The organism is Candidatus Eremiobacterota bacterium (assembly GCA_031082125.1).
Taxonomy (GTDB): domain Bacteria; phylum Vulcanimicrobiota; class CADAWZ01; order CADAWZ01; family Ess09-12; genus Ess09-12.
Map to the genome: position 1 here is coordinate 185,424 of JAVHLM010000007.1, position 25,106 is coordinate 210,529.

Genomic DNA, 25,106 nt, shown 5'->3' on the forward strand with positions numbered 1-25,106 from the left:
GGATTTGGAGAGAAATTGTTGAAATTTCAGGGATATGAGCGCCCTTGAGAAAGCGACAAAGACCATCCTGCTCGTCGATGATGAACACATCATCAGAAAGCTTGCCCGCAGCACCATAGAGAGCCAGGGCTACCGGATACTTGAAGCTTCTGACGGCCAGGAGGCTCTGGAGATTGCCAGGGAGGAAAAGCCCAACCTGGTACTGCTCGACATCACCATGCCGAAGATGAGCGGCTTCGAGGTATGCAAGATCCTCAAGGAGGATACCGCCACCAAGGATACGATCATCATAATGGTCACCGGTGATCTCTCCGAGGAGCATAAAATCAAGGGCATAGACTCAGGGGCCGATGATTTTTTTGTCAAGCCTTTCAGCCCCATTGAACTCCTCAACAAGATACGGGAGCGCCTGGAGGACGGCGGAGAGATAGTGCGCCTGGATAAGAGCCCCAGGGCCATGGCAGAGATGAACAGCCTCAAGGCCGACCCGGAGCTGAAGGGAGAACTGATACATCTCGAGAGAGGGCAGCTCCTTCTCTATGCCAACGACCTCGGAAAAATCTACCAGGAAGAGCTGAAAAAGGCCTCAGAGCTCAAGATGGCCTATCAGCGCCTCAAGGACATGGAAAAAATGAAGGATGCCTTCATTTCTCTCGTGTCCCATGAGCTCAGGACTCCCCTCTCCATCATCAAGGGCTATATAGGCCTCATCAACGAGGTCATGAAGAGCCGCCACGTGGGCAGCGATCTCCATGAGTTCATGAAGGCCATCACGCAGGCCTCCGAGAAGCTAGAGAGCCTTATCCAGGAGCTTCTGGACTTTTCCAAGATGAAGTCGGGGCTCATCTTCTTCGAAAAGGAGGAGATTTCACTCCCCGGGATCCTTGAACTCGTCGTCAATGAGCACATGGCCGAGGCAATGCGCAAGAACATAGATCTCACCCTCTCGCTCAAAAGTGACTTCAGGCCCCTCAGGGCAGACAGGGCGCGCCTCAGGGAAGCTTTCGGCCACCTCGTGAAGAATGCTGTTTCCTTCACGCCCTCCTACGGGAAGATTGCCGTCGATGCCGTTGATGAGGGAGTATGGGTGAAAGTGAAGGTCATGGATACAGGGAAAGGGATCCCTGTCGAGGATCTCGATAACATTTTTTCCCCATTTTACCAGAGCATGGAATTCCTGACGCGCGACGTGAGCGGCATCGGTCTGGGGCTCACCATCACCAAGCATATCATAGAGGATCATGGCGGATACATAAAGCTGGAGAGCACCGTGGGCAAGGGGACCGCATTCACCGTGGCCCTTCCCCGCTCATACATGGATGCCAAGGAGATTGTGGCGGAACTCCAATCCAGGTATCCCCAGAAGATTGACAGCCTCTCGAGCGGCATCGAGATAGCGGAGAAGGAGCTCCTCCTCTATGCGCAGGAAATGAGCACCCTTTATAACGCGGAAAAGATCAAGAACGAGCAGCTTGTTGATACCCTCAACGAGCTTGAGGTCACCTATGTCCAGACGATCGCCGCCCTCGCCCAGGCCATCGACGTGAAGGACGCCTACAAGGGGGGCCATACGGGGCGCGTTTCTTTCTATGCGAAGTGCATCGCCACGCAGCACAATCCCGCGATTCTCAAGGAGAAGGAATTTGTCTACAGCCTGCTCCTCCACGATGTGGGAAAGATCGGCGTTGCCGAGGACATCCTCGGCAAGGCGGGGAAGCTCTCCGACGAGGAATGGGAGAAGATCAAGAGCCATCCCGAGATGGGCGCCAGGATCGTGGGCCAGGTGAAATTCCTCTCGCCGGCCATTTCGAGTGTCCGCTCCCATCATGAGCGCTGGGACGGGAAAGGCTACCCTGACGGGCTGAAAAGGGAGGAGATACCTCTCTCAGCAAGGATAATAAGCGTTGCTGACGCCTTTGACGCTATGACAAGCGAAAGGCCTTACAGGAACAGAGTAACCAAGGAAGAGGCCAGGGAGGAGATCATAAAAAACTCCGGTGTCCAGTTTGATCCTGCCGTGGTGGAGTCATTCCTCAACGCATGGCCGGAGATAATCTCCTACAGGGATGACGGGAGCGACAAAGTCCTGGATTAACCGCGGCCCTGTTATCAGCGGCACCTTTTTTCACCAGCCCCGGTCGGAAATAGAGACTCTGGAGACCATGCAGGAAAAAAAAGTAATAGAGATATTTCACAATAAATCCATCCTCTGCGCGCTCTGCCGGAAAAAGGAGCTGGAGCAGCTCTGGTGTATCACCGAGGAAGGGAGAGAGCTGAAAGTAAGCGAAGACAAGGCTCTCTTTACCGATACCATCTCAGGGAAGGACCTCGAGGAGCGCGAAGGCATCATTGCGGCACTCCGCGCCCTTGCCGCAAAAAGGGAGGCTCTCAAGGAGAGTATTGCCCTCAGTGACCTGTGGGAGCTCTGCCTTGAAGAGAGCGAGTCCTATACCCTGGAAGACCTCGCGGCCCTTTATTTCGGCTCTTCCTATTCCTGCGATGAGCGCTCCGCCATGTTCAGGCTCCTTCACCAGGAAAAGCTTTATTTCAGGAGAAAGGATGAGCACTATTATCCTCAGCCGCGGGACCATGTGGAGGGAGTTCTCCTCCAGAGGCAGAGAGAGGATGAGCGCCGCAGAAGGCACGGGATTCTTGCCGAGAATGCCCGGGCCCTCTATGAGGGAAAGGCCGGGGCATTTATCGCCGAAGCCCAGGAATTCATCGCCTCCCTCAAGGATGTTGCCATAAAGAAGAAGGAATCGCCCCGGTTCAAGGAAGTATCCGATGTCCTGGCTCTCGCCGGTATCACCTCTCCCCAGGGGCCCTTTGAGCTTCTGGTGAAGGCCGGGATCTGGAACGATCATGAAAACCTTCTCATCAAGGAGCACGGGGTGCCTCTCTCCTTTCCCCCTGAAGTAGAGCGCTCCTGCGAAGAGCTGGCAGCAGAGCGGGGCACCAGGAGCTTCCAGGGATATCTTGATTACCGCCATGTGCCTGCCGTCACCATCGATGACCTGAAGACCAGGGATTTTGACGATGCGCTCTCTATCGAGGAGGTCCCGGAGGGATACCTGGTGGGCGTTCATATTGCCGATATCACGGGCTTTATCCCCGAAGGCTCTCCCCCTGACCTCGAGGCCCGGGCCAGGGGCACGTCGGTCTATCTTCCGGACCTCAAGATACCTATGCTGCCCGGGGCTTTAAGCGAGGACCTCGCAAGCCTGGTGGAGGGAGGGACAAGGCCTGCCCTATCTTTCTTTGTCACTTTCTCGCCAGGGGGAGACGTCGTGGCCTCGAGAATCGAAAAAACTCTTATTGCCGTCACCAGAAGGCTTACCTATGATATGGTTGATGATACTTACCAGGATGCCCTGGACCTTGCACGGCTCTATGATATTGCAAGGGTGCTGCTCCAGAAGAGGATAGCGCTGGGCGCTCTCTATACTCCCATTCCCCGCGTGAACGTGAGCGTTGATGATCATTACTCTGTTTCGATAAAGTTGGACGATCCCTCAAAGCCCAGCCAGGTTCTTGTTTCGGAGTTGATGATCCTGGCAAACTCAGTGGCAGGGGAGTTCTGCGTCAAGGAGGGCATCCCCGCGATATACAGGGGGCAGCCGGCCCCTGAAGAGAAGATTGCCCTCAGCGAGCCCGTCACTCCTCTCATGTGCTACCAGATGAGACGCGTCCTGAAGAAAGTGACCGTTGACGTGTCGCCCCAGAGGCACTCGGGACTGGGCATTGACAGCTATATCCAGGCGACATCCCCTCTCAGGCGTTACAGCGACCTTGCCATGCACCGTCAGCTGAAATCCGTGCTGGAGGGAGGGCCTCCACGCTATACTTCCGAAGAGCTTGCCGCCCTCATTGCCGAGACAGAGAGAGTGATTGAGATTGCCGAGCTCCTTGAGCGCGAGAGAAAAACCTACTGGATTCTCAGGTACCTTGAAAAGCAGACAGGGAGGGAAAAAAATGCCGTCGTGCTGCGTGTTCATCCTGACAAGCTCCACGTGCAGCTCTCCGAGACTCTCCTGGAGGCTGACTGCCCCAAGCCGAGAAAAATGGAGTTCGCCCCCGGTGAAGCCGTCATCGTGGTGCCTGAGCTGGTGTGGCCCAGGGAAGGGACCCTGAGGCTCTCTTACCAGGGCCGCAAAGAATAAAGACCCATTTTTTTCGAAAATATATTGACAAATATCTAAAAATTTGCTAACATAATATGACGTGTAAAAGCCACTGAAGGAAACGGAGAAAACGTTGGTATAGGACTGTTTCCACGGTCAAAATAAAAGCGAGGTCTGTTGTTATGAGCCTGGCTTTTTTGCATTTTGAGAGGGAGGTTATTCTATGGACATTATGAAAGCCAATCGACATCGAAACCCAGAGAAGGTAAGCTTCCAGAAGATCTTCCAGGCAGTCGAAGTTCCGAACCTGATAGAGCTTCAGAGATCATCATATGAAAAGTTTCTTGATGAAGGCATAAGAGAGGCTTTCCGTGATATCTCCCCTATCGAAGACTTCACCGGCAACCTGATCCTGGAGTTCCTGGACCACTCGCTGGGTGAGCCGACCCACTCCATAGAGGAGTGCCAGGACAAGGACATGACCTATGCAAGGCCCCTCAAGGTGAAAGTAAGGCTCATCACCAAGGAAGAGAATGAGATCAAGGAGGTAAAAGAGCAGGAGATCTTCATGGGCGACTTCCCCAGCATGACCCAGAAAGGCACCTTTATAATCAACGGTGCCGAAAGGGTCATCGTAAGCCAGCTCGTGCGCTCTCCCGGAATTTACTTCCAGACAGTGCCGGATCCTACGGGAAAAACGCTCTACCTGGGAATGGTCATACCCAACAGGGGTGCCTGGCTCGAATTTGAAAGCGATGTATCCGATATCATAGGGGTCCGCATAGACAAGACCAGGAAGATCCATGTCACGGTGCTGATCAGGGCCCTCGGCTATGAGACGGACAAGGATATCCGCGATATCTTCAATAACGATCCCATCATAGAAGAGACTCTCACCAAGGATTCCATAAAGACAAGGGATGATGCCCTCATAGAGATATACCGCAAGCTCAGACCCGGTGATCCTCCCAATGCCGACAGCGCAAAGACGCTCCTGAAGAACCTCTTCTTCGACCCCAAGCGCTACAATCTCGGCAAGGTGGGCAGGTACAAATTCAACAAGAAGCTGGGAATCAAGCTTGTATGCGGCAAGTGCGGAACCCTTTCAAAACCCGGCGCCGTTGAGTGTGCAGAATGCGAAGCCCCCATGAGCTATGGTGAGATTCTCTCGAAAGAGGACATCGTGGCAGCGGTCCGTTACATGGCGGCCCTCCTCAGGGGGGAGAAGGGCCTGAGTGCCCAGGATGATCGCCACCTTGACGTAATCGTGAAGCATGACGACATAGACCACCTTGGGAACAGGAGGGTAAGGGCTGTCGGCGAGCTGCTGCAGAACCAGTTCCGTGTGGGGCTCCTGAGGCTCGAAAGGGTTGTGAGAGAAAGGATGACCGTGCAGGACATCGAGACCGTGACACCGCAGGCCCTTATCAATATAAGGCCCGTCGTGGCCGCCATCAAGGAGTTCTTCGGCTCCAGCCAGCTCTCCCAGTTCATGGACCAGACCAACTCCCTGGCTGAGCTGACTCACAAGAGGAGGCTCTCGGCCCTCGGCCCGGGTGGCTTGAGCAGGGAGCGCGCCGGTTTCGAGGTCCGCGATGTCCATTATTCCCATTACGGAAGGATATGCCCCATCGAGACCCCTGAAGGCCCCAACATCGGCCTCATCGGCTCCCTTGCCTGCTTTGCCAAGGTAAACGACTTTGGCTTCATCATGACGCCTTACCGGAAAGTAGAAAGGGGCACCGTGATGGACCATGCTGATTACCTGAGCGCCGACGAGGAGGATGAGTTTGTTATCGCACAGGCCAACACACCCCTTGATGCCGGCGGAAATATCGTCACCGAGAAGGTAGTGGCCCGGTCAAGGCACGACACCATCCTGGTGAACAAGGATGAGATTGACTATATCGACGTCTCGCCCAAGCAGGTCGTCAGCGTCGCCACGGCGCTCATCCCTTTCCTTGAGCATGATGATGCAAACAGGGCCCTTATGGGAGCCAACATGCAGCGCCAGGGCGTGCCGCTTCTCAAGCCCGAGGCGCCTCTCGTGGGAACGGGCATGGAGTTCCGCGCGGCGAAGGATTCAGGCGCACTGATGAATTCCGAGGAGGACGGCGTGGTGATAGCCGTGAACTCAAACGATATCGTGGTGCAGAATGAAAAAGGCAAGAAGAAGACTTACCGGCTTATGAAATTCAAGCGCTCAAACGCCGGTACCTGCATCAACCAGAGACCCACGGTGAGAAAAGGCCAGAAAATCAAGGCCAACCAGGTGATAGCTGACGGCGCATCCAGCGTGGAAGGCGAGCTTGCCCTGGGAAGAAATGTCCTTGTCTCCTTTATGCCCTGGGAAGGATACAATTACGAGGACGCCATTCTCATCAGCGAGGAGCTCGTGATGGACGACGTCTTCACCTCGATCCATATTGAAGAATACGAGTGCGAGGCCAGGGACACCAAGCTGGGAGCCGAGGAGATCACGAGAGATATCCCCAACGTCGGCGAGGAAGCTCTCAAGGACCTTGACGAGAGAGGCATCGTGCGCATCGGCGCCGATGTGCGCCCCGAAGACATCCTCGTAGGGAAAGTGACACCCAAGGGCGAGACGGAGCTCACCGCCGAGGAGAGGCTGCTTCGGGCGATTTTCGGCGAAAAGGCCAGGGATGTGAGGGACACCTCCATGAAGGTTCCCCACGGTGAAAAGGGGAAGGTCATTGATGTAAAGGTCTTCTCCAGGGAGAGCAGCGATGAGCTTTCGCCGGGCGTGAACCAGCTCGTGAGGGTCTACGTGGCACAGAAGAGAAAGATCCTCCAGGGCGACAAGATGGCAGGCCGCCATGGAAACAAGGGGGTCATCGCGAAAGTGCTCCCCATAGAAGACATGCCTTATATGCCTGACGGCACGCCGCTGCAGATAGTCCTTAACCCTCTCGGCGTGCCTTCCCGTATGAACATCGGGCAGATCCTGGAGACTCACATCGGCGGCGCAAGCCGCGATATAGGCGTCCGTGTTGAATGCCCGGTTTTTGACAGTGCCAGCGAAGGGGAGATCCGCCTCTTCATGAAGCGCGCTCATCTCAAGAAGATCCTGGATGACAGGGGAATCATTCTCACCGACGCCTCAATAAAGTATCTCCTCGAGAGCGATGATCCCGTCGAGCGCCTGGGTATCTACCTCACGGGCAAGATGATCAAGCTGAGCAAGGAAGAGCTTGCCAAGATCGTCGAGAGCCCCAAGGCCAAGGAGAACCTTCTCAAGCAGGCGAAGAAAAAGAAGACCGCCATCAACGAGGAGGAACTGGACCATATCATACAGACCAAGACCGTGAGGGAGAAGGTACGCTCCGTGGTAAAGAAGGAGTATGTCAGCCTTTCTGAAGAGGCCTTCAACAGCCTGGCAGACTATATCGAGGTATTCAACACAGTCCCTGAAGACGGGAAATCGGTCCTTCTGGACGGGAGGTCGGGCGAGCCCTTTGACTGCAGGATCACCGTGGGGCAGATATACATGATGAAGCTTGCCCATCTTGTTGACGACAAGATCCATGCGCGATCAACGGGTCCATACTCCCTCATCACGCAGCAGCCTCTCGGCGGCAAGGCTCAGTTCGGCGGCCAGAGGTTCGGCGAGATGGAGGTCTGGGCCCTTGAGGCTTACGGCGCGGCCTATACGCTCCAGGAGCTTCTCACGGTGAAATCCGATGACGTCGTGGGTCGCGTAAAGACCTACGAGGCCATCGTGAAGGGTGAAAACGTCCTTGAGCCCGGCGTTCCCGAATCCTTCAAGGTGCTCATCAAGGAGCTCCAGAGCCTCTGCCTGGACGTGAGGATCCTCTCGGAGGACGAGCTCGGCCACCTCAAGGAAATCGAGCTGAAAGGCTCTGAGGACCTGGATGTCAAAGCGACTGCGAGGGAGATCGGGCTTGACCTGGAAGATGAGGCCCTCTCGTCAATCTAGCACTATGGTGTCCTCGTGCGGGCGCCTGGTTTGAGATATAATGAAGCCTGAAAGCAGGAAAACGCATCGTTCCTGAGAGATAAGGAGGGACAAAATTGATAGACGTCAACAATTTTGAAGCAATGAAAATAGGCCTCGCCTCGCCTGAGCAGATCAGGGAGTGGTCCTTCGGAGAGGTAAAAAAGCCCGAGACGATAAACTACCGGACCCTCAAGCCGGAGAGAGACGGTCTCTTCTGCGAAAAGATCTTCGGCCCCATCAAGGACTGGGAATGCCATTGCGGGAAATACAAGAGGATCAGGTTCAGGGGCATCATATGCGACAAGTGCGGCGTAGAGGTGACGCGCTCCAAGGTGAGACGCGACCGCATAGGACACATTGAGCTCGCGAGCCCCGTCTCCCACATCTGGTACTTCAAGGGCGTCCCGAGCAGGATAGGCCTTCTCATTGACATGTCGCCGCGTACACTGGAGAAGATAATCTATTTCGCGGCATACGTCGTCATCGATCCAGGCGACACCCCCCTCCACCACAGGCAGCTCCTCACCGAGATGGAATACCGCGAGATGAGGGAAAAATACGGCGATGCCTTCAAAGCGGGAATGGGCGCCGAGGCGATAAAGGAGCTTCTTGCCGCAATTGAGCTCGAAAGCCTTTACACGAAGCTGCGCGATGACGTGAGAACCCTGAGCGGCCAGAAGAGAAGCAAGGCCATCAAGAGGCTTGACGTCGTCGAGGCTTTCAGGAAATCGGGAAACAAGCCCACGTGGATGATCCTGGAAGTGATCCCTGTCATTCCCCCGGAGCTCCGCCCCATGGTGCAGCTTGACGGCGGCCGCTTCGCCACGTCGGACCTTAATGACCTTTATCGCCGCGTGATCAACCGTAACAACAGGCTCAAGAGGCTTCTGGACCTGGGAGCGCCTGATATCATCGTGAAGAACGAGAAAAGGATGCTCCAGGAGGCCGTTGACGCCCTCATAGACAACGGAAGGAGGGGACGGCCCGTCACCGGTCCGAACAACAGGCCCCTCAAGTCCCTCTCGGACATGCTCAAGGGAAAACAAGGCCGTTTCAGGCAGAATCTCCTGGGCAAGCGCGTCGATTACTCAGGGCGCTCAGTCATCGTCGTGGGACCCTACCTGAAGCTTCACCAGTGCGGACTCCCCAAGGAAATGGCCCTCGAGCTTTTCAAGCCTTTTGTGATGAAAAAGCTCGTGGACAGGGGCCTTGTGCACAATATCAAGAGCTCCAAGAAGATGGTGGAGCGTGTGCGCCCCGAGGTATGGGACGTGCTGGAAGAGGTCATCAAGGACCACCCCGTGCTCCTCAACAGGGCCCCGACTCTCCACCGCCTGGGAATCCAGGCTTTTGAGCCCGTGCTTGTCGAGGGGAAGGCAATCCAGATTCACCCCCTTGTCTGCACGCCTTATAACGCCGATTTCGACGGCGATCAGATGGCTGTCCATCTGCCCCTCTCGGCGGGTGCCCAGGCCGAGGCGAGACTCCTCATGCTCTCGTCTAACAACATCCTGCTCCCCGCCTTCGGGGTCCCTGCCTGCACTCCCACGCAGGACATGGTGCTGGGGTGCTATTACCTCACCATAGAAAAGCCCAACTCAAAGGGAGAGGGCCGTTATTTCAGCTCCGAGGACGAGGCCATCATGGCATACCACGAAGGGATAATCGAGCTGCAGGCCCTGGTCAAGGTGATAATCTCCAGCAAGAAGCTCAGAATCGCTGAAAAGGACCTGGGCGAAGGCAGGATAACCGTGGAAGAATTCGAGGCAATAAAGAAAACAGAGCAGAGGCTTGAGGAGACCACCGTGGGGAGGCTTCTTTTCTACCAGGCCATTCCCGATGACCTGGACATCTCCTTCGTCAACGAGGTGGTCCATAAGAAACTCCTCAGGAACCTTGTGCATGACTGCCACCGCGCCCATGGCAACTCCAAGACCGCGAGGCTCCTTGACAATATCAAGCAGCTTGGCTTTGAGTTCGCCACGCGCTCGGGCACGACCATCGGCGTCGATGACATCCAGATCCCCCCCGAAAAGGTGGAGATTCTCCGCAATGCCGACGATCAGGTGAACAAGGCGGAAAACCATTTTGAGATGGGCCTCACTACTGATGAGGAGAAATACAAGAAGATTGTCAGCATCTGGAACAAGGCCACCAATGACGTGGAAAACGCAATGATGCGCCACCTTGACCGCCTGAACCCCATCTTCATGATGGCCACGTCAGGCGCGAGAGGAAACCCGGCCCAGGTGAAGCAGATAGCCGGTATGAGGGGCCTCATGGCAGACCCGTCAGGCCGCATCATCCCCCTTCCCATCAGGTCAAACCTGCGGGAGGGTCTCTCGGTCCTTGAGTACTTCATCTCAACACACGGCGCCCGTAAAGGACTTGCCGACACGGCGCTGCGCACCGCCGACTCCGGTTACCTCACCAGGAGGCTCGTTGACGTGGCGCAGGACATCATCGTGAGGGAAGAGGACTGCGGCACCAAGGATTCCGTGTACGTGACCGACATCAAGGAAGGCAGCGAGAGCACCGTTGAGGTCTGGGAGCGCGTGATAGGCCGTGTTACCGCCGAGGATGTCTTTGATCCCGAAACAGGCGATCTCATTGTCTCAAAGGGCAGCGAAGTAAATGAAGCCGATGCTGCGAAGATACAGAAGGCCGGCCTTGAAAAAGTGAAGGTGCGCTCTGTCCTCACATGCAAGACTCGGCATGGAGTGTGTATCCAGTGCTATGGAAGGAACCTTGCCACGGGCAAGATGGTGGAGATCGGCGAGACCGTGGGCATCATTGCGGCCCAGTCCATCGGGGAGCCGGGCACTCAGCTGACGCTCCGCACCTTCCATCTGGGCGGCGTTGCAACGGAAGACATTATCCAGGGTCTTCCCCGCGTCGAGGAGCTCTTCGAGGCCCGCAAGCCCAAGCACGTCGCCGTGATAGCAGAGGTGGACGGCATTCTCCAGATAACTGACGAGAAGAACATGAGAAAGCTCATCGTGAGAAACCCCAACGGCGAGGAAAGGTCCTATTCCATTCCCTTCAATGCCCGCCTCAAGGACATTAAGGGCAGAAAGCTCATGGACGGCACGGCTATTGAAGCGGGCACTCAGCTCACCGAGGGTCCCAAGAACCCCCACGACGTGCTCAGAATACAGGGTGTCGTGGAAGTACAGCGCTACCTTGTCGATGAGATCCAGATAGTGTACCGCTCACAGGGCGTGGACATCAATGACAAGCACGTGGAAGTCATCGTGCGCCAGATGCTCAGGAAGGTAAAGGTCGAGGATTCAGGCGAGACCGATCTCCTCCCGGGGAGCCTTGCGGACACCTGGGACTTCGAGGAAGCCAACAAGAAGATCATGAAGGAGTACGACGATCCCGAGAAGTTCGCCAAGGCAAGACCTGTCATACTCGGCGTCACCAAGGCATCGCTGGCCACGGACTCATTCCTGTCGGCGGCATCGTTCCAGGAGACCACCAGGGTACTCACCGAGGCCGCCATCAACGGGAAAGTAGATCCCCTCCTTGGCCTCAAGGAGAACGTGATCATCGGCAAGCTGATCCCTGCGGGCACTGGCATGACGCGCTACAGAAGCGTCGAACTGGAGGGAGTCCAGGAGCCTGACAGGTTCGACCAGGCCTTCGCCGAGGCGGCAAGGCATGAGGACTTCGGCAGTGAGGCCGAGGAAGAGGAAATGGAAGAGGAAGAGGAAGAAAGCGTAATGAGCGAGACTTAGCGCGAATTCTTCAGAGGAAAAGCGGCACAGAGGAACTGCCTTGGAATTCAATGGGGCCGGAGGCTTCATGGAGGGGAGGCAGTTTCTTTATAAGGTTTTCTTTTCGACTGAGCAGCAGTGCTGAAGCAGGCTGGCGACAGGTGAGGGAAGTCCATGGTATGGAATGAGCTTGAGTTTCTCAGGAAGCTCCTTGATGGAGTGATAGTGTTTCTGCTTCTCAACTTCATCTATTTTTTCACTTTCAAGATCGTAAAGTGGAAATCCAGGCTGCTCACGACGATTCTCTCCCGTATAAGGCTTATCTCCTATTTCCTCGTGAACGTATCGGTAGTCTGGTGGTTCGCCAATTTCTTCCCCCCCACGGCGGTGACACCTCTCATCCAGAGCATCATTCTCATGCTCTTTGTCATTCTCCTCGGGATGCTTATGATTGAGATGTTCAACGGCGGCTTCTTTGACTATTTCCTCCCCAAGGTGGGGAAAGGGGAGACTCTCCAGGTCTACCGGCAGCTCCTGATTGCCTCCCTCTACCTGGTGCTCCTCTTTATCACTGTCGGAGTGATCCTCAAGGTGAACGTGGCGAGCCTTCTCACCACGTCGGCAATAATTTCGGTGGTCATAGGTCTGGCGCTCCAGGACACCCTGGGGAACCTCTTTGCCGGCCTGGCCCTCAACCTTTCAAGGCCCTATTCTGTCGGCGACTTCGTGAAGCTTGACGGCTACGAGGGGAAAATCGTAAGCATAGACTGGCGCTCAATCTCGCTCCTGACCATCGATGACAATATTGTGACATTTCCCCACAGCATGGTAGCAAAGCTGGAAGTGCTCAATTACTCCCTTCCCGCCCTTTCCCACTGCAGGGCCCTGACGGTGAATGTCCACAGCAGGCACAGTCCCAGGAAGGTCATGAACGCCCTCAAGGAGATCATGACAGCCACTGAAGGGATCCTCTCAGAGCCTGCCCCAAGGATGAGAGTCGTGGAATACGGAGATTATTTCGTGAAATACAAGCTGGTGTACTGGACTGAGGACTTTTTCCAGAACTCTCCCATTGCTTCAGCTGTCATGGAAAAGATATGGTACAAGTTCCAGAGAGAGGACATCGTGTTCCCCGCCCCTTTCCAGAATATCTACCTGAGGGAGTATGTGAAGGGGATATCGATGGAAGACAAGATCGCTCTCCTCAAGAGCATAGATTTTCTGTGCTTCCTGGAGGACAAGAACCTGGAATACCTGGCGGAAAAGCTCAAGATACTGGTCTTCGGCGCCGGCGAGACCATATTCAGCCAGGGAGAGCAGGGTGACACCTTCTATATCGTGAAGAAGGGAAAGGTCCTCGTGAAAGCCGAGAATGACAAGGGCGACGTGTACCTCGAGAAGGAGATGAAGGAGGGGAGCTTTTTCGGCGAGATATCGCTCCTCACCGGTGAGCCAAGGACCGCCACGGTATCAGCCATGGACGACCTTGAGCTTTTCTCGATGGGGAAAGAGGACCTGCGCTATATCCTCAAGCAGAATCCTAAGGTGGAGGAGACACTGAGCGAGGCCCTCGCAAGGAGGCAGCAGCGCTCTATGGTCGAAAGGGAGAGGGCCGAGTCAAGGGAGCAGGAAGGCGTATGCGATCATGCCTCTCAAAGCGAGATCCTCTCCATTGCCGACGATTTCCTTAAGAAGATAAGATTTTTCTTCTCCTACTGACGTTCCCTTATTCAGCACTCATCCTTTTAAGTTGTGGCGCCATTTTAAATGTAGCTGAAGTGCATGCACCTCCTGTTCTAATTATGAAATTCATGGAAAATATTGAAAAAGTCTTGACAGATTGAAGTTTGGGTGCTAAAATGAATAAACGTATCGAAGGAACTCAAGGGGGTATTATTTTCCGGGGTTTCTCGCTGAGAATATAAGGCTCTATCTTGTGTACGTTCCTGCTGTGATACTAGAAAGATAACAAATGCTGTTATCATTGAGATTTTAAGCATACAGGGAGGTATTTTTTTATGCCTACCATCAATCAGCTGGTGAGAAAAGGCAGAAAACAGGCTACAAAGAAGAGCAAGTCCCCAGCCATGAGGGTTTCCTACAATTCCCTGCAGCTTCGGACTTTCAACATCCCCGGTGCACCGCAGAAGAGAGGTGTCTGCACCCAGGTGAAGACCATCACACCCAAGAAGCCCAACTCGGCCCTCAGGAAGGTGGCCAGGGTCCGTCTCTCGAACGGCGTGGAGGTCACTGCCTACATACCGGGCATCGGGCATAATCTTCAGGAGCACTCGGTGGTGCTTATAAGGGGCGGAAGGGTCAAGGATCTTCCCGGCATCCGCTACCATATCATAAGGGGAACCCTTGATACGGCAGGCGTGGCAAACAGGCGCCAGGGAAGGTCGAAATACGGAGCGAAGAGGCCCAAGGAAGCCGCGGCAAAATAGCGTGGGAGGTTGAAGAAGATGCCAAGAAAAGGACCTGTTGAAAAGAGAAAAGTTTTCGTGGACCCTGTATACGGCGATGAGGTCATCGCCAGGTTCATCAATAAGCTCATGCTCAGGGGGAAGAAATGCACCGCCGAGCGGATCTTTTACGGATCAATGGATACGATCTCAAAAAAGACCGGCAAGGACCCTGTAAAGGTCTTCAAGATGGCCATGGAAAACGTATCACCTCAGGTAGAGGTAAGGCCGAGAAGAGTCGGCGGCGCCACCTACCAGGTGCCCATGGAAGTGAGGCCTGAGAGGAAAAGGGCCCTTGCGATGAGGTGGCTCATAGGCTTCACCCGCAAGAGGGGGGGCAAGACCATGCAGGAAAAGCTTGCCAATGAGCTTATGGATGCCTCTCAGGGCGTGGGAGCCGCGGTGAAAAAGCGCGAGGATACCCACAAGATGGCTGAAGCCAACAAGGCTTTCGCCCATTACAGGTGGTAATATAAAAGTTTCTGTTTTTCTCACGGGAATAGGCTTCACCGGGAAGGTGAATGGAGACTTTTCTTCGGAAAAGTTTTTCCGATTTTTTAATGACGCACATTCTGCGCGATTGCAGAATGATGTCGTCAGTAATGCTCCGTGAGTATAACGAGAACGTGGTGAGAAGTTCTTGGGAGTTGTCCGAAATGAAAGCCCAGGTGAATCAAAAACCGGAATATTCGCTGCAATCTACGAGGAACATCGGGATCGCTGCTCATATTGACGCAGGGAAAACGACGACGACCGAGAGGATTCTCTTTTACAGCGGTCGCGTGCACAGGATGGGAGAAGTCGATGACGGTGCGGCGACCATGGACTGGATGGTCCAGGAGAAAGAGCGGGGAATTACCATCACCTCGGCAGTGACGTATTGCCAGTGGCGCGATCACAAGATAAACATCATCGATACCCCGGGCCACGTAGATTTTACCGTCGAAGTTGAGCGCTCAATGCGCGTTCTCGACGGTTTAATTGTTATATTCGACGCGGTGGCGGGTGTGCAGCCCCAGTCAGAGACGGTCTGGCGGCAGGCCGACCGTTACCATGTGCCCAGAATTGCCTACATCAACAAGATGGACCGGACCGGCGCCAATTTCTACAACGTGCTGGACAGGTTCAGGGAAAAGATGAAGGTAAATGCCGTTGCCGTGCAGCTCCCCATAGGGGATGAGAGCCGCTTCGAGGGAGTCATTGATCTCATTTCAATGAAGGCCATCCAATACACCGATGAGCTTGGCACAAATCTCGTCAAGGAAGACATCCCCGAGGACCTGGTCTCGCAGGCCACGCTCTACCGCGAGATACTTCTTGAAGCGGTGGCAGAGCAGGATGAGGAACTCCTGGACAGATACTATGAATCCCACACGCTTACCGCAGAAGAGATAATAAGGGGCCTGAGAAAAGGCACCATCAGCTATTCGATTGTTCCCGTCCTCTGCGGTGCCTCTTTGAAAAACAAGGGTGTCCAGCCGCTCCTTGATGCCGTCGTTGATTATCTCCCCTCCCCGGCCGATGTCCCTGCAGTGATAGGAATCAACCCCGACAAGAGGCTCGAGGTGACGAGGAAGGCCGATTTTGAAGAGCCCTTTTCGGCACTGGCCTTCAAGATCCAGTCAGACTCATATGTGGGAAAGCTCACCTATTTCAGGGTCTATTCCGGCACCCTCAACGTGGGCTCATCGGTCTATAATGCCACCCATAAGAAAAGGGAGAGGGTGAACAGGATCCTGAGGCTCCATGCCGACCGCCGCGAGGACATCTCCTTCATCGGAGCAGGCGACCTGGCGGCGCTGGTGGGGATGAGATTCACGCGGACAGGCGACACCCTCTGCGACGAGAAGCACCCGATCCTTCTCGAGGACATCAAGTTCCCCGAGCCTGTCATATCCGTGGCCATCGAGCCCAGGACCAAGGCGGACCAGGACAAGCTCAGCGACGCCATCAACAGGATACTGGACGAGGATCCCACCATAAAGATGAAAACTGATGACGAGACGGGGCAGATCCTTCTCTCGGGTATGGGCGAGCTCCACCTGGAGATCATCATTGACAGGCTCCTGCGGGAGTTTAACGTGGAAGCCAACGTGGGCAAGCCCCAGGTTGCCTACAAAGAGGCCATAAGGCGCCCGTCGCGGGGTGAAGGCAAGTTTGTCAAGCAGACAGGCGGCCGGGGACTTTACGGCCACGTGGTCATCGAGATAGAGCCTCTTAACAACGGTCAGCGCTTTGTATTCTTGAATGACCTCCCACCGGGAACGATACCCAAGGAGTTCATACCGGCAATAGAGCAGGGCCTGCGCGAGTCCATTGAGACAGGCTACCTGATTGGCTACCCTGTCATAGGGATAACGGCGACCCTTCTCGGGGCATCGTATCATGAAGTGGATTCCACAGAGCTTGCCTTCAAGATAGCGGCCTCCATCGCCCTCAAGAATGCCCTGAGCACCACCGAGTGTTACCTGAAGGAGCCCATTATGAAGGTTGTCGTCGAGACGCCCGAGCAGTATCTCGGCGAGGTAATCGGCGACCTCAATTCAAGAAGGGGCAGGATTGAGCGGATGGAAGCCCTCCCGGGCGGCATACAGGCAATCTATTCCCATGTGCCCCTCGCACAGATGTTCGGCTATGCCACTGACATGCGCTCTCTCAGCCAGGGAAGAGCCATCTTCACCTCGGAGTTCGCCCAGTATTCTGAAGTGCCCAAACCGATACAGGAAGAGATAATGGAGCGCGTTTACGGGAGGAGCTATCAACATTAATAAAATTTAACGAAAAAGTACTTGATTTTTTTCAGGATATTCAATATACTAGTTGAGTTAATATTTTCTCGCGGATTAAAAGGCGGAATGCAATGAAAGCCGGTGGGCCGGCGCTGCGGGAAGCCTGTCGCCTGCGCAGCAAGTACCAGTTACGCGGGATTGACGGGTGGAAAGAAAGGAAGAAAAAAGAATGGCAAAGCAGAAATTTGACAGAACCAAGCCCCATGTCAATATAGGGACCATCGGCCATGTCGATCATGGCAAGACGACCCTTACGGCAGCAATTACCAAGTTCCTCTCCGCAACGGGAACCACCAAGGCTCTCAATGTCGATCAGATTGACAATGCTCCTGAAGAAAAGGAGCGCGGCATCACTATCGCGATATATCACGCCGAGTACGAGACTGCCAAGAGGCATTATGCCCATGTGGACTGCCCTGGTCATGCCGACTATATCAAGAACATGATCACCGGTGCGGCACAGATGGACGGCGCAGTCCTCGTGGTCTCCGCCGCCGACGGCCCCATGCCCCAGACGCGCGAGCACATTCTCCTGGCGCGCCAGGTGAATGTGCCCTATATTGTGGTGTTTCTGAACAAGGTGGACATGGTTGACGACCCGGAGCTCATCGACCTTGTAGAGCTTGAAGTAAGAGAACTCCTCAGTGCGTACAACTTCCCCGGCGATAAGCTGCCTGTCATAAAGGGATCAGCCCTGAAGGCCCTCGAAGGGGGTGAGGAGGATCCCAAGTGGTACAAGGCCATTGAAGATCTCTGCAGCGCCATAGATGAGTATATCCCTCTCCCGGAGCGCCCCATTGACAAGCCTTTCCTGATGCCCGTCGAGGACGTTTTCACCATCACGGGAAGAGGCACGGTGGCCACGGGAAGGGCAGAGCGGGGAATCGTCAAGGTGGGCGACGAGATAGAGATAGTGGGCTTTTCCACAGAGGTGAAGAAGACTGTCTGCACCGGTGTGGAGATGTTCCGCAAGATCCTCGATGAGGGCCGCGCCGGCGACAATATAGGCGTGCTCCTCCGCGGTGTAGACAGGAAAGAAATTGAGAGAGGGCAGGTCCTGGCGAAGCCCGGATCCATCAAGCCCCACACAAAGTTCAAGGCCGAGGTCTACGTGCTCTCCAAGGAAGAAGGCGGTCGCCATACGCCGTTTTTCAACGGGTACCGTCCGCAGTTCTATTTCAGGACCACCGATGTGACGGGGGCCATCAAGCTGCCCGAGGGCATGGAGATGATCATGCCCGGCGACAACGTGACCATAGAAGTGGACCTCATCACGCCAATCGCGATGGATGAGGGCCTCCGCTTCGCAATCCGCGAGGGAGGAAGAACTGTCGGCGCCGGTGTCGTCGTCGGCATCATAGAGTGAGTGCAGTCAAGATTAATACGCGCCGGAATGCCGGGCGCTCGTGAGAAGACAAGGAGGAACGCTTATGGCCAAGCAAAAGATCAGGATACGGCTGAAGGCCTATGAACACAGGATTCTTGACGAATCGGCAGAGAGGATCGTTGAGATAGCCAAGAAATCAGGCGCCAACATCTCGGGGCCCATCCCTCTCCCGACGGAAAAGAATATTTACTGTGTGCTCAGATCGCCTCACGTGGACAAGAAGTCCAGGGAGCATTTTGAGATAAGGACCCATAAGCGTCTCATCGATATCTATTTTGACCCTTCGCAGAAGACCATCGATGCCCTTATGAAGCTCGATCTCCCTGCAGGTGTCGATATCGAGATAAAGGGCTGAGCGCAGGGCCCCCGGGGGGAAGACCATCAATGCATTCCTTGGCATAAGCGCAGGAGGTTAGTGACGTGAAAGGCATAATAGGAAAAAAACTCGGTATGATGCAGATCTTTGATGAGATCGGCAGGGCTGTGCCCGTGACGGTGATAGCGGCGGGACCCTGCGTGGTGACCGATCTCCGCACGGTGGAGAAGGATGGGTATACGGCTGTCCAGATGGCTTTCGGGAGCATCAAGCAGAAAAAGCTCATCAAGCCCGTGGCGGGATACTATAAAAAACGGGACATCAAGCCGCACCGGTACATGAGAGAGTTCGCCATGGAGGCAACTAAGGACTTCAAGGTGGGACAGGAGATAAAAGTGGGTATTTTTGAGAACGGGCAGCTCGTGGACGTCATCGGGACCTCCAAGGGTAAGGGCTACGCGGGAGGCATGAAGCGCCACAATTTCAAGGGCGGCCCCAGAAGCCACGGCTCGATGATTCACAGGCAGCCTGCATCAAGCGGCTCCACCGATGCCGCCAGGACCATCAAGGGAACGAGAAAGCCCGGCCGCATGGGGTGCGACAGGGTGACTGCCCAGGGCCTCAAGATCATACGGGTGGACAACGAGAAGAACCTGCTCCTGGTGAGGGGCGCCGTTCCAGGCCCACCGCAGGGACTTCTTCTCATAAGGGATTCAGTGAAGGCGTAATATCAGCCAAGCAGCGAAAAGGAAGGACATGGGAGGTGCAGATATGCCCCAGGTAACGATATACGATAAGACCGGCAAGAACGTCGGCTCCCTGGACCTCAAGAAAGAGGTCTTCGAGGTGCCGGTGAAGGAGTGCCATCTCCATATGGCGGTGAAAAGGCAGCTCAACAACAAGAGAGCCGGCACGGCGCACACCAAAACCCGCGGAGAGGTCTCCGGCGGTGGTAAAAAGCCATGGAGGCAGAAGGGGACGGGAAGAGCACGCCATGGGAGCATTCGTTCGCCTATCTGGAAAGGCGGCGGGACAACCTTCGGCCCCAGAATGAGGGACTATGCTACGGCCATGCCAAGGAAGATGCGGCGGCTCGCCCTCAGGGAAGCCCTTTCCGCCAAGGTGAAGGCGGGGCAGCTCCTGGTCCTGGAAAAGATAGCCATGGATGCCATCAGCACCCGTACTTTTGCGGCAATGATGAAGGATCTCAAGCTCGAGGGGAAGACCCTCTTCATCGTCAAGGAAATTGACGAGATAGTTGAGAAATCAGGGAGAAACATCCCCGGGGTAAGGATCGTAAAGCCCGAGGGCATCAATGTTTATGACACTCTTTACTTTGATAACCTTGTCTTTGAGAAGGAAGCACTGAAGCATGTAGAGGAGGTGCTGTCATGAAGACGGTGAGAGACATCATCAAGAAGCCCATCATCACGGAGAAAAGCATGGAAGGGGCAGCCATCAACAAGTACACCTTCAAGGTGGAAAAAACGGCCAACAAGGTGGAGATCAGGAAAGCCATCGAAAAGATTTTCAACGTGAAGGTCATCAGTGTGAACACCCTCAACGTGACAGGCAAAGTGCGCCGGAGGGGCAAATACGAGGGGAGGACCTCGGACTGGAAGAAGGCCATAGTGACTTTGAAGGAAGGCGACAAGATAGAAATAGGAGGCGTTGACTACTTCGAACAGTAATCGAGCGCCTGGGTAAAGAATAGAATCGAAATAACAGGAAAGGAGGAGGACAGATGCCAGTAAAGACTTTCAAACCCACCTCGGCGGGAAGAAGATTCATGACGGTATCTGATTTCTCCGATATCACCAGGTCTGAATCGGAAAAGAGCCTCATGAGGCCTCTGAAAAAGACCGGTGGCCGGAACAATCTGGGCCGCGTCACCTCGAGATCGCGGGGCGGCGGAACAAAGAGACTCTACCGCGTGATAGACTGGAAGAGGGACAAGGATCATATCCCGGCAAAAGTGGCTTCAGTAGAATATGACCCCAACAGGTCAGCCCGCATTGCTCTTCTTCACTATGCCGACGGCGAAAAACGCTATATCGTGTGCCCTCTCGGCCTCAAAGTGAATGATGTGGTAATGTCAGGTGAGAAGATAGATATCAAGCCGGGGAATGCAATACCCATCTCTGATATCCCCGTGGGCACGCTGGTACACAACCTGGAGGTTTTCCCGGGCAAGGGAGCTCAGCTCGTGCGTTCCGCCGGCGCTGCCGCGCAGGTCCTGGCAAAGGAGGGAAGATATGCCCATATTAGGCTCCCTTCGAGCGAGGTGAGGCTCCTCTCCGTAAACTGCAGGGCCACCATCGGGCAGGTAGGCAACGTGGAGCACGAGAACGAGAGCATCGGAAAGGCAGGCCGCACCAGATGGCTCGGTAAGAGAGGCAAGGTGAGAGGTATTGCCAAGAACCCCTGTGATCATCCGCACGGCGGCGGTGAAGCCCGCTCCACACCTGGCAGGCCAAGCTGCACCCCCTGGGGGAAGCCGGCTTACGGCCACAAAACCAGGAAGAAGAAGAAGGCCGACTGGATGATCATAAGAAGAAGAAATGAAAAGGGAGGGTAAGCATAGTGTCCCGGTCAGTCAAAAAAGGTCCCTATGTGGACAAGAACCTAATAAAAAAAGTAGATATGCTCAATGCGCGGAACGAGAAAAAGGTCATCAAGACCTGGGCGAGAGCATGCACCGTCGTGCCGCAGATGATCGGCCACACCCTGGCCGTCCATGACGGAAGGAAGCATATCCCTATTTACATCACCGAGCAGATGGTGGGCCACAAACTTGGCGAGTTTGCCATCACCAGGCATTTCAGGGGCCATGGCTCCCACACGGAAAGATCCTCGGCGCTGAAATAAGAGGAGCATCGAAGCTCTGCAACACCTGAAAGGGATGAGTGGTATGGAAAAAAAGAAGCTGAAAAAAACAAAGCAAGCGGCAGATCCCGAGGTCACGGAAAACCGGGAAGCAAGGGCTGTTGCCCGCTACGTGAGAACGGCACCCAGAAAATTGAGGCTTGTGGTTGATGCCATAAGAGGCCGGCAGGTCGAGGAGGCGCTCAAGATCCTGAGGTTCACTCCCAAGCGAGCGGCAAAGGTCCTTGAGAAGGTCCTGAAGTCAGCCGTCGCCAATGCGGAGAACAACCTGAGGCTCTCTGCCGACAACCTTTATGTCCACAAGGCATTCATAGACGGGGGCCCAGTCATCAAGCGCTGGATCCCACGCGCGATGGGAAGGGCGAGCAAGGTGCACAAGCGCACGAGTCACATCACGTTCATAGTAAGAGAAGGAGAGGCGGTGAAGTAGTGGGCCAGAAAATACATCCCATAGGATTGAGGCTGAAAATCACCAGGGGCTGGGACAGCCGATGGTTTCAGGACAAGAAATACACGGAATGGCTTCACGAAGACATCAAGATAAGGAAGTTCGTACGTGACAGGCTGAAGAACGCAGGCGTATCCCATGTGGAGATAGAGCGTGCAGATCGCGTTGATGTGATTATCAACACGGCCAAGCCGGGACTTGTCATAGGCAAGAAAGGCGCAGGCATAGAGGATCTGCGCAAGAACCTCAATGCCCTTATCAACAAGCCGGTAAAAGTCACCGTGCAGGAGATCAAGACTCCGGAGCTCGATGCCTCCCTTGTTGCTGAGAACATTGTGGAGCAGCTTGAGAAGCGCGTTGCTTTCAGGAGAGCCATGAAGCAGGCGATGTCAAGGAGCATGAAGGCAGGCGCGAAAGGCATCAAGGTAGAGTGCAGCGGAAGGCTGGCAGGCGCTGAAATAGCAAGGTCAGAGAGAGTGTTTGAAGGGAAAGTGCCTCTTCACACTCTGAGAGCCGATATTGATTATGCCATCAGGGAGGCCTTCACCACGTACGGCCAGATCGGCGTGAAGGTATGGATATACCGCGGTGACATTCTTCCCGTGGTCAGAACTAAGAAGAGGGAAGAGGATGACAAGACTCTTTCCGGGATCGGCAGGGAGGGATAGACAATGATAATGCTTTTGATGCCCAAAAGAGTAAAATTCCGCAAGCTTCAGCGCGGAAGAATGAAGGGGAAGGCCCAGCGCGGCAATGCCCTGGTCCATGGCGAGTTCGCCCTTCAGACCACCGAGTGCTGCTGGGTGACGGACCGGCAGATAGAGGCAGCCCGTATCGCTATCACCCGCCATGTGAAAAGGGGAGGAAAGCTCTGGATCAGGATCTTCCCCGACAAGTCGGTCACGAAGAAGCCTGCAGAGACCCGTATGGGAAGCGGCAAGGGCTCGCCCGAATACTGGGTGGCAGTGGTAAAACCTGGAAGGATCCTCTTTGAGCTTGCCGGCGTCGCAAAGGACACCGCAATAGAGGCCCTTATGCTTGCATCCCACAAGCTGCCGATGAAGACCAAAATACTCGAAAGAGAAGAAGTGGGTGGTGAAAAGCATGAAGCGTAGAGACGTGAAAAAGAAGCTCCGTGAGATGACTCCCCTGGAGCTGGAGGACAAGCTTAAGGACGCCACCGAGGAACTTTTCAACGTCAGGTTCCAGCTGGCAACAAACCATCAGGGCGACTTCACGAAGATAAGACAGAACCGGCGCCAGATTGCACGCATAAGGACTGTCATGCGTGAACGGCAGCTTGCCCAGTGAAGTACTGGAGATAGAGAGGGATTACTATGGAAGAGACAAAAGCGCGAGGCAGGAGAAAGATAAGGATCGGCAAGGTAGTGAGCAACAAGATGGACAAGACTGTCGTGGTGCTCTGTGAACGGCAGTTCGCCCACCCGATGTACAAAAAAATCATCAAGAGAAACTCCAAGTTCAAGGCTCATGATGAGAAAAATGAGTGCAACGAGGGCGATCGCGTGAAGATCATGGAAACAAGGCCTCTCAGCAAGGAAAAGTGCTGGAGAGTGGTGGAGATACTTGAGAGGCAGAAATAGCCCTTCAAAGGAAAGCTGAAAGCATATGAGCTCCAGGACATGAGCACATGGAGGAATGAGAGATGATACAGCAGCAAACTCGTTTAAGGGTAGCGGACAATTCTGGTGCCAGGGAAATAATGTGCATCAGGGTCAAGAAGGGATTTCACCACAAGTATGCCAAGGTGGGCGACATCATCACCGCATCGGTCAAGGAGGCGACTCCAGGCGCACCGGTAAAAAAAGGTGACGTGGTAAAGGCCGTTGTGGTGAGGACGAAAAACAGGATCAGGAGAGCTGACGGCTCCTTCATCAAATTTGATGAGAACGCGGCAGTGCTTATCAATGAGCAGCTCAATCCCAGGGGCACGAGAATCTTCGGGCCCGTGGCGAGAGAATTAAGGGACAAGGAGTTTATGAAGATATGCTCCCTTGCGCCCGAAGTGCTCTAAGTCATAGAGGTGAGAAAAATGAAAAAGAATGAAAGTGCTCCAAGAAAGATACATGTGAGAAGAGATGACACCGTCATGGTGGTCTCGGGAAAGGACAAGGGCAAAAAGGGGAAGGTCATGAAAGTCTTCCCCAAGGAAGGCAGGGTGCTGGTTGACGGCATAAACATCGCGAAGAAGCACACCAAGCCGCGGCCCCCCAAGGTGCCCCAGGGAGGCATTCTTGAAAAGGCGCAGCCTGTCGATTCAAGCAAGGTCATGCTCATGTGCACAAAGTGCAACCTGCCCATGAGGGTGAAAAAGCGTGATACGCCCGAGGGTAAAAGAGAACGTATCTGCAGAAAATGCGGCGAGCATATATAAGCCTGAAAAAATACCTAACCACAAGAAGGTGAGAATATGATGAGGCTCAAGGAGAAATATCAGCAGGAAGTCATCCCGCGGATGCGGGAGAAGTTCAATTACGACAACGTCCAGATGGTGCCGCGGTTAGAGAAGGTCGTGATCAGCATGGGACTCGGAGAGGCCATCACGAATCCCAAGGTGCTGGACAATGCCGCTGAGGACCTCAGGCAGATAGTTGGCCAGGCGCCCGTTATCACCAAGGCCAAGAAATCTGTGGCGGCCTTCAAGCTGAGGGCAGGCACGAAGATAGGCTGCAAGGTCACGCTGAGAGGCCCGAAGATGTATATTTTCCTGGACAAGCTCTTTAACGTGACGCTGCCGCGGATCAGGGACTTCAGGGGGCTCTCGGGGAAATCCTTTGACGGGAGGGGCAATTACGCCTTCGGGCTCAAGGAGCAGATCATATTCCCCGAGATTGAATATGACAAGGTGGACAAGGTCAGGGGCATGGACATCAATATTGTCACGACGGCCAGGACCGATGAGGAGGCCCGTTACTTCCTCAAGCTGCTTGGGTGCCCTCTGAAGGAGAACTGACCCGTGGGATTTCATATTTCTG

The 25,106-nt window shown here is 54.6% G+C and carries 23 protein-coding genes; all 23 read left to right on the top strand.

Annotation, left to right across the window (positions count from 1 at the left end; translation table 11 throughout):
- Nucleotides 1–34: 34 nt before the first annotated feature.
- Complete coding sequence (locus RDV48_10285; protein ID MDQ7823170.1) at nucleotides 35–2,095, top strand: response regulator; 2,061 nt, start codon at nucleotides 35–37, stop codon at nucleotides 2,093–2,095.
- Nucleotides 2,067–4,160 (top strand): ribonuclease R, encoded by a 2,094-nt coding sequence (locus RDV48_10290; GenBank protein ID MDQ7823171.1) that lies wholly within the window; start codon nucleotides 2,067–2,069, stop codon nucleotides 4,158–4,160. The genes RDV48_10285 and RDV48_10290 overlap by 29 nt, the downstream gene beginning before the upstream one ends.
- Nucleotides 4,161–4,353: 193 nt before the next feature.
- On the top strand, nucleotides 4,354–8,079 hold the full coding sequence (rpoB, locus tag RDV48_10295) for a DNA-directed RNA polymerase subunit beta (protein MDQ7823172.1): 3,726 nt from the start codon (nucleotides 4,354–4,356) through the stop codon (nucleotides 8,077–8,079).
- A gap of 95 nt (nucleotides 8,080–8,174) precedes the next feature.
- Entirely contained in the window at nucleotides 8,175–11,840 is a 3,666-nt protein-coding gene (gene rpoC, locus RDV48_10300) for a DNA-directed RNA polymerase subunit beta' (GenBank protein MDQ7823173.1), read from the top strand.
- Between the two features lie 153 nt (nucleotides 11,841–11,993).
- Nucleotides 11,994–13,538, top strand: coding sequence for a mechanosensitive ion channel family protein (locus RDV48_10305; GenBank protein ID MDQ7823174.1), 1,545 nt, complete (start codon nucleotides 11,994–11,996; stop codon nucleotides 13,536–13,538).
- A 299-nt stretch (nucleotides 13,539–13,837) separates the two neighbouring features.
- Nucleotides 13,838–14,266 carry a 30S ribosomal protein S12 gene (rpsL, locus tag RDV48_10310; protein MDQ7823175.1) on the top strand — a complete coding sequence of 143 codons (429 nt, stop codon included), beginning with the start codon at nucleotides 13,838–13,840 and terminating at the stop codon, nucleotides 14,264–14,266.
- Nucleotides 14,267–14,284: 18 nt separating this feature from the next.
- On the top strand, nucleotides 14,285–14,755 hold the full coding sequence (gene rpsG / locus RDV48_10315) for a 30S ribosomal protein S7 (GenBank protein MDQ7823176.1): 471 nt from the start codon (nucleotides 14,285–14,287) through the stop codon (nucleotides 14,753–14,755).
- A 185-nt stretch (nucleotides 14,756–14,940) separates the two neighbouring features.
- On the top strand, nucleotides 14,941–17,052 hold the full coding sequence (gene fusA / locus RDV48_10320; GenBank protein ID MDQ7823177.1) for an elongation factor G: 2,112 nt from the start codon (nucleotides 14,941–14,943) through the stop codon (nucleotides 17,050–17,052).
- 190 nt (nucleotides 17,053–17,242) lie between these two features.
- Nucleotides 17,243–18,439 (top strand): elongation factor Tu, encoded by a 1,197-nt coding sequence (tuf, locus tag RDV48_10325; GenBank protein ID MDQ7823178.1) that lies wholly within the window; start codon nucleotides 17,243–17,245, stop codon nucleotides 18,437–18,439.
- 64 nt (nucleotides 18,440–18,503) lie between these two features.
- Nucleotides 18,504–18,815, top strand: coding sequence for a 30S ribosomal protein S10 (rpsJ, locus tag RDV48_10330; protein MDQ7823179.1), 312 nt, complete (start codon nucleotides 18,504–18,506; stop codon nucleotides 18,813–18,815).
- A gap of 65 nt (nucleotides 18,816–18,880) precedes the next feature.
- Nucleotides 18,881–19,504 carry a 50S ribosomal protein L3 gene (gene rplC, locus RDV48_10335; GenBank protein ID MDQ7823180.1) on the top strand — a complete coding sequence of 208 codons (624 nt, stop codon included), beginning with the start codon at nucleotides 18,881–18,883 and terminating at the stop codon, nucleotides 19,502–19,504.
- 43 nt (nucleotides 19,505–19,547) lie between these two features.
- Nucleotides 19,548–20,171 (top strand): 50S ribosomal protein L4, encoded by a 624-nt coding sequence (gene rplD / locus RDV48_10340; protein MDQ7823181.1) that lies wholly within the window; start codon nucleotides 19,548–19,550, stop codon nucleotides 20,169–20,171.
- Nucleotides 20,168–20,467, top strand: coding sequence for a 50S ribosomal protein L23 (gene rplW / locus RDV48_10345; GenBank protein MDQ7823182.1), 300 nt, complete (start codon nucleotides 20,168–20,170; stop codon nucleotides 20,465–20,467). Before rplD ends, rplW begins: the two co-directional genes overlap by 4 nt.
- 53 nt (nucleotides 20,468–20,520) lie before the next feature.
- Complete coding sequence (gene rplB, locus RDV48_10350) at nucleotides 20,521–21,354, top strand: 50S ribosomal protein L2 (GenBank protein MDQ7823183.1); 834 nt, start codon at nucleotides 20,521–20,523, stop codon at nucleotides 21,352–21,354.
- 5 nt (nucleotides 21,355–21,359) lie between these two features.
- The gene (gene rpsS, locus RDV48_10355) at nucleotides 21,360–21,644 is read left to right on the top strand and encodes a 30S ribosomal protein S19 (GenBank protein ID MDQ7823184.1); all 285 of its coding nucleotides are present in this window, start codon (nucleotides 21,360–21,362) and stop codon (nucleotides 21,642–21,644) included.
- 43 nt (nucleotides 21,645–21,687) lie between these two features.
- The gene (rplV, locus tag RDV48_10360; protein MDQ7823185.1) at nucleotides 21,688–22,092 is read left to right on the top strand and encodes a 50S ribosomal protein L22; all 405 of its coding nucleotides are present in this window, start codon (nucleotides 21,688–21,690) and stop codon (nucleotides 22,090–22,092) included.
- Nucleotides 22,092–22,778: a 30S ribosomal protein S3 gene (rpsC, locus tag RDV48_10365; protein MDQ7823186.1), complete on the top strand. Its 687-nt coding sequence runs from the start codon at nucleotides 22,092–22,094 to the stop codon at nucleotides 22,776–22,778. Before rplV ends, rpsC begins: the two co-directional genes overlap by 1 nt.
- Nucleotides 22,779–22,787: 9 nt before the next feature.
- Nucleotides 22,788–23,225, top strand: a complete 438-nt coding sequence (gene rplP, locus RDV48_10370) for a 50S ribosomal protein L16 (protein MDQ7823187.1) — start codon at nucleotides 22,788–22,790, stop codon at nucleotides 23,223–23,225.
- A complete protein-coding gene (gene rpmC, locus RDV48_10375) occupies nucleotides 23,215–23,421 on the top strand; it encodes a 50S ribosomal protein L29 (GenBank protein ID MDQ7823188.1) in 207 nt (68 codons plus the stop codon). The genes rplP and rpmC overlap by 11 nt, the downstream gene beginning before the upstream one ends.
- Before the next feature lie 26 nt (nucleotides 23,422–23,447).
- Entirely contained in the window at nucleotides 23,448–23,714 is a 267-nt protein-coding gene (rpsQ, locus tag RDV48_10380) for a 30S ribosomal protein S17 (protein ID MDQ7823189.1), read from the top strand.
- A 62-nt stretch (nucleotides 23,715–23,776) separates the two neighbouring features.
- On the top strand, nucleotides 23,777–24,145 hold the full coding sequence (gene rplN / locus RDV48_10385; protein ID MDQ7823190.1) for a 50S ribosomal protein L14: 369 nt from the start codon (nucleotides 23,777–23,779) through the stop codon (nucleotides 24,143–24,145).
- An 18-nt stretch (nucleotides 24,146–24,163) separates the two neighbouring features.
- The gene (gene rplX, locus RDV48_10390; protein ID MDQ7823191.1) at nucleotides 24,164–24,505 is read left to right on the top strand and encodes a 50S ribosomal protein L24; all 342 of its coding nucleotides are present in this window, start codon (nucleotides 24,164–24,166) and stop codon (nucleotides 24,503–24,505) included.
- 36 nt (nucleotides 24,506–24,541) lie between these two features.
- Complete coding sequence (gene rplE, locus RDV48_10395; GenBank protein ID MDQ7823192.1) at nucleotides 24,542–25,084, top strand: 50S ribosomal protein L5; 543 nt, start codon at nucleotides 24,542–24,544, stop codon at nucleotides 25,082–25,084.
- Nucleotides 25,085–25,106: the final 22 nt, after the last annotated feature.

What these genes read in the sequence shown, in the direction of transcription:
- rplE (MDQ7823192.1), top strand. Translation starts at nt 24,542, where the DNA reads ATGATGAGGCTCAAGGAGAAATATCAGCAGGAAGTCATCCCGCGGATG.
- rplX (MDQ7823191.1), top strand. Translation starts at nt 24,164, where the DNA reads ATGAAAAAGAATGAAAGTGCTCCAAGAAAGATACATGTGAGAAGAGAT.
- rpoB (MDQ7823172.1), top strand. Translation starts at nt 4,354, where the DNA reads ATGAAAGCCAATCGACATCGAAACCCAGAGAAGGTAAGCTTCCAGAAG.
- rplV (MDQ7823185.1), top strand. Translation starts at nt 21,688, where the DNA reads ATGGAAAAAAAGAAGCTGAAAAAAACAAAGCAAGCGGCAGATCCCGAG.
- rplB (MDQ7823183.1), top strand. Translation starts at nt 20,521, where the DNA reads ATGCCAGTAAAGACTTTCAAACCCACCTCGGCGGGAAGAAGATTCATG.
- rplN (MDQ7823190.1), top strand. Translation starts at nt 23,777, where the DNA reads ATGATACAGCAGCAAACTCGTTTAAGGGTAGCGGACAATTCTGGTGCC.
- RDV48_10285 (MDQ7823170.1), top strand. Translation starts at nt 35, where the DNA reads ATGAGCGCCCTTGAGAAAGCGACAAAGACCATCCTGCTCGTCGATGAT.
- rplW (MDQ7823182.1), top strand. Translation starts at nt 20,168, where the DNA reads ATGAAGACGGTGAGAGACATCATCAAGAAGCCCATCATCACGGAGAAA.
- rpsJ (MDQ7823179.1), top strand. Translation starts at nt 18,504, where the DNA reads ATGGCCAAGCAAAAGATCAGGATACGGCTGAAGGCCTATGAACACAGG.
- rplP (MDQ7823187.1), top strand. Translation starts at nt 22,788, where the DNA reads ATGCTTTTGATGCCCAAAAGAGTAAAATTCCGCAAGCTTCAGCGCGGA.
- rpmC (MDQ7823188.1), top strand. Translation starts at nt 23,215, where the DNA reads ATGAAGCGTAGAGACGTGAAAAAGAAGCTCCGTGAGATGACTCCCCTG.
- rpsQ (MDQ7823189.1), top strand. Translation starts at nt 23,448, where the DNA reads ATGGAAGAGACAAAAGCGCGAGGCAGGAGAAAGATAAGGATCGGCAAG.
- rpsG (MDQ7823176.1), top strand. Translation starts at nt 14,285, where the DNA reads ATGCCAAGAAAAGGACCTGTTGAAAAGAGAAAAGTTTTCGTGGACCCT.
- tuf (MDQ7823178.1), top strand. Translation starts at nt 17,243, where the DNA reads ATGGCAAAGCAGAAATTTGACAGAACCAAGCCCCATGTCAATATAGGG.
- rpsL (MDQ7823175.1), top strand. Translation starts at nt 13,838, where the DNA reads ATGCCTACCATCAATCAGCTGGTGAGAAAAGGCAGAAAACAGGCTACA.
- RDV48_10290 (MDQ7823171.1), top strand. Translation starts at nt 2,067, where the DNA reads ATGACGGGAGCGACAAAGTCCTGGATTAACCGCGGCCCTGTTATCAGC.
- rplD (MDQ7823181.1), top strand. Translation starts at nt 19,548, where the DNA reads ATGCCCCAGGTAACGATATACGATAAGACCGGCAAGAACGTCGGCTCC.
- fusA (MDQ7823177.1), top strand. Translation starts at nt 14,941, where the DNA reads ATGAAAGCCCAGGTGAATCAAAAACCGGAATATTCGCTGCAATCTACG.
- RDV48_10305 (MDQ7823174.1), top strand. Translation starts at nt 11,994, where the DNA reads ATGGTATGGAATGAGCTTGAGTTTCTCAGGAAGCTCCTTGATGGAGTG.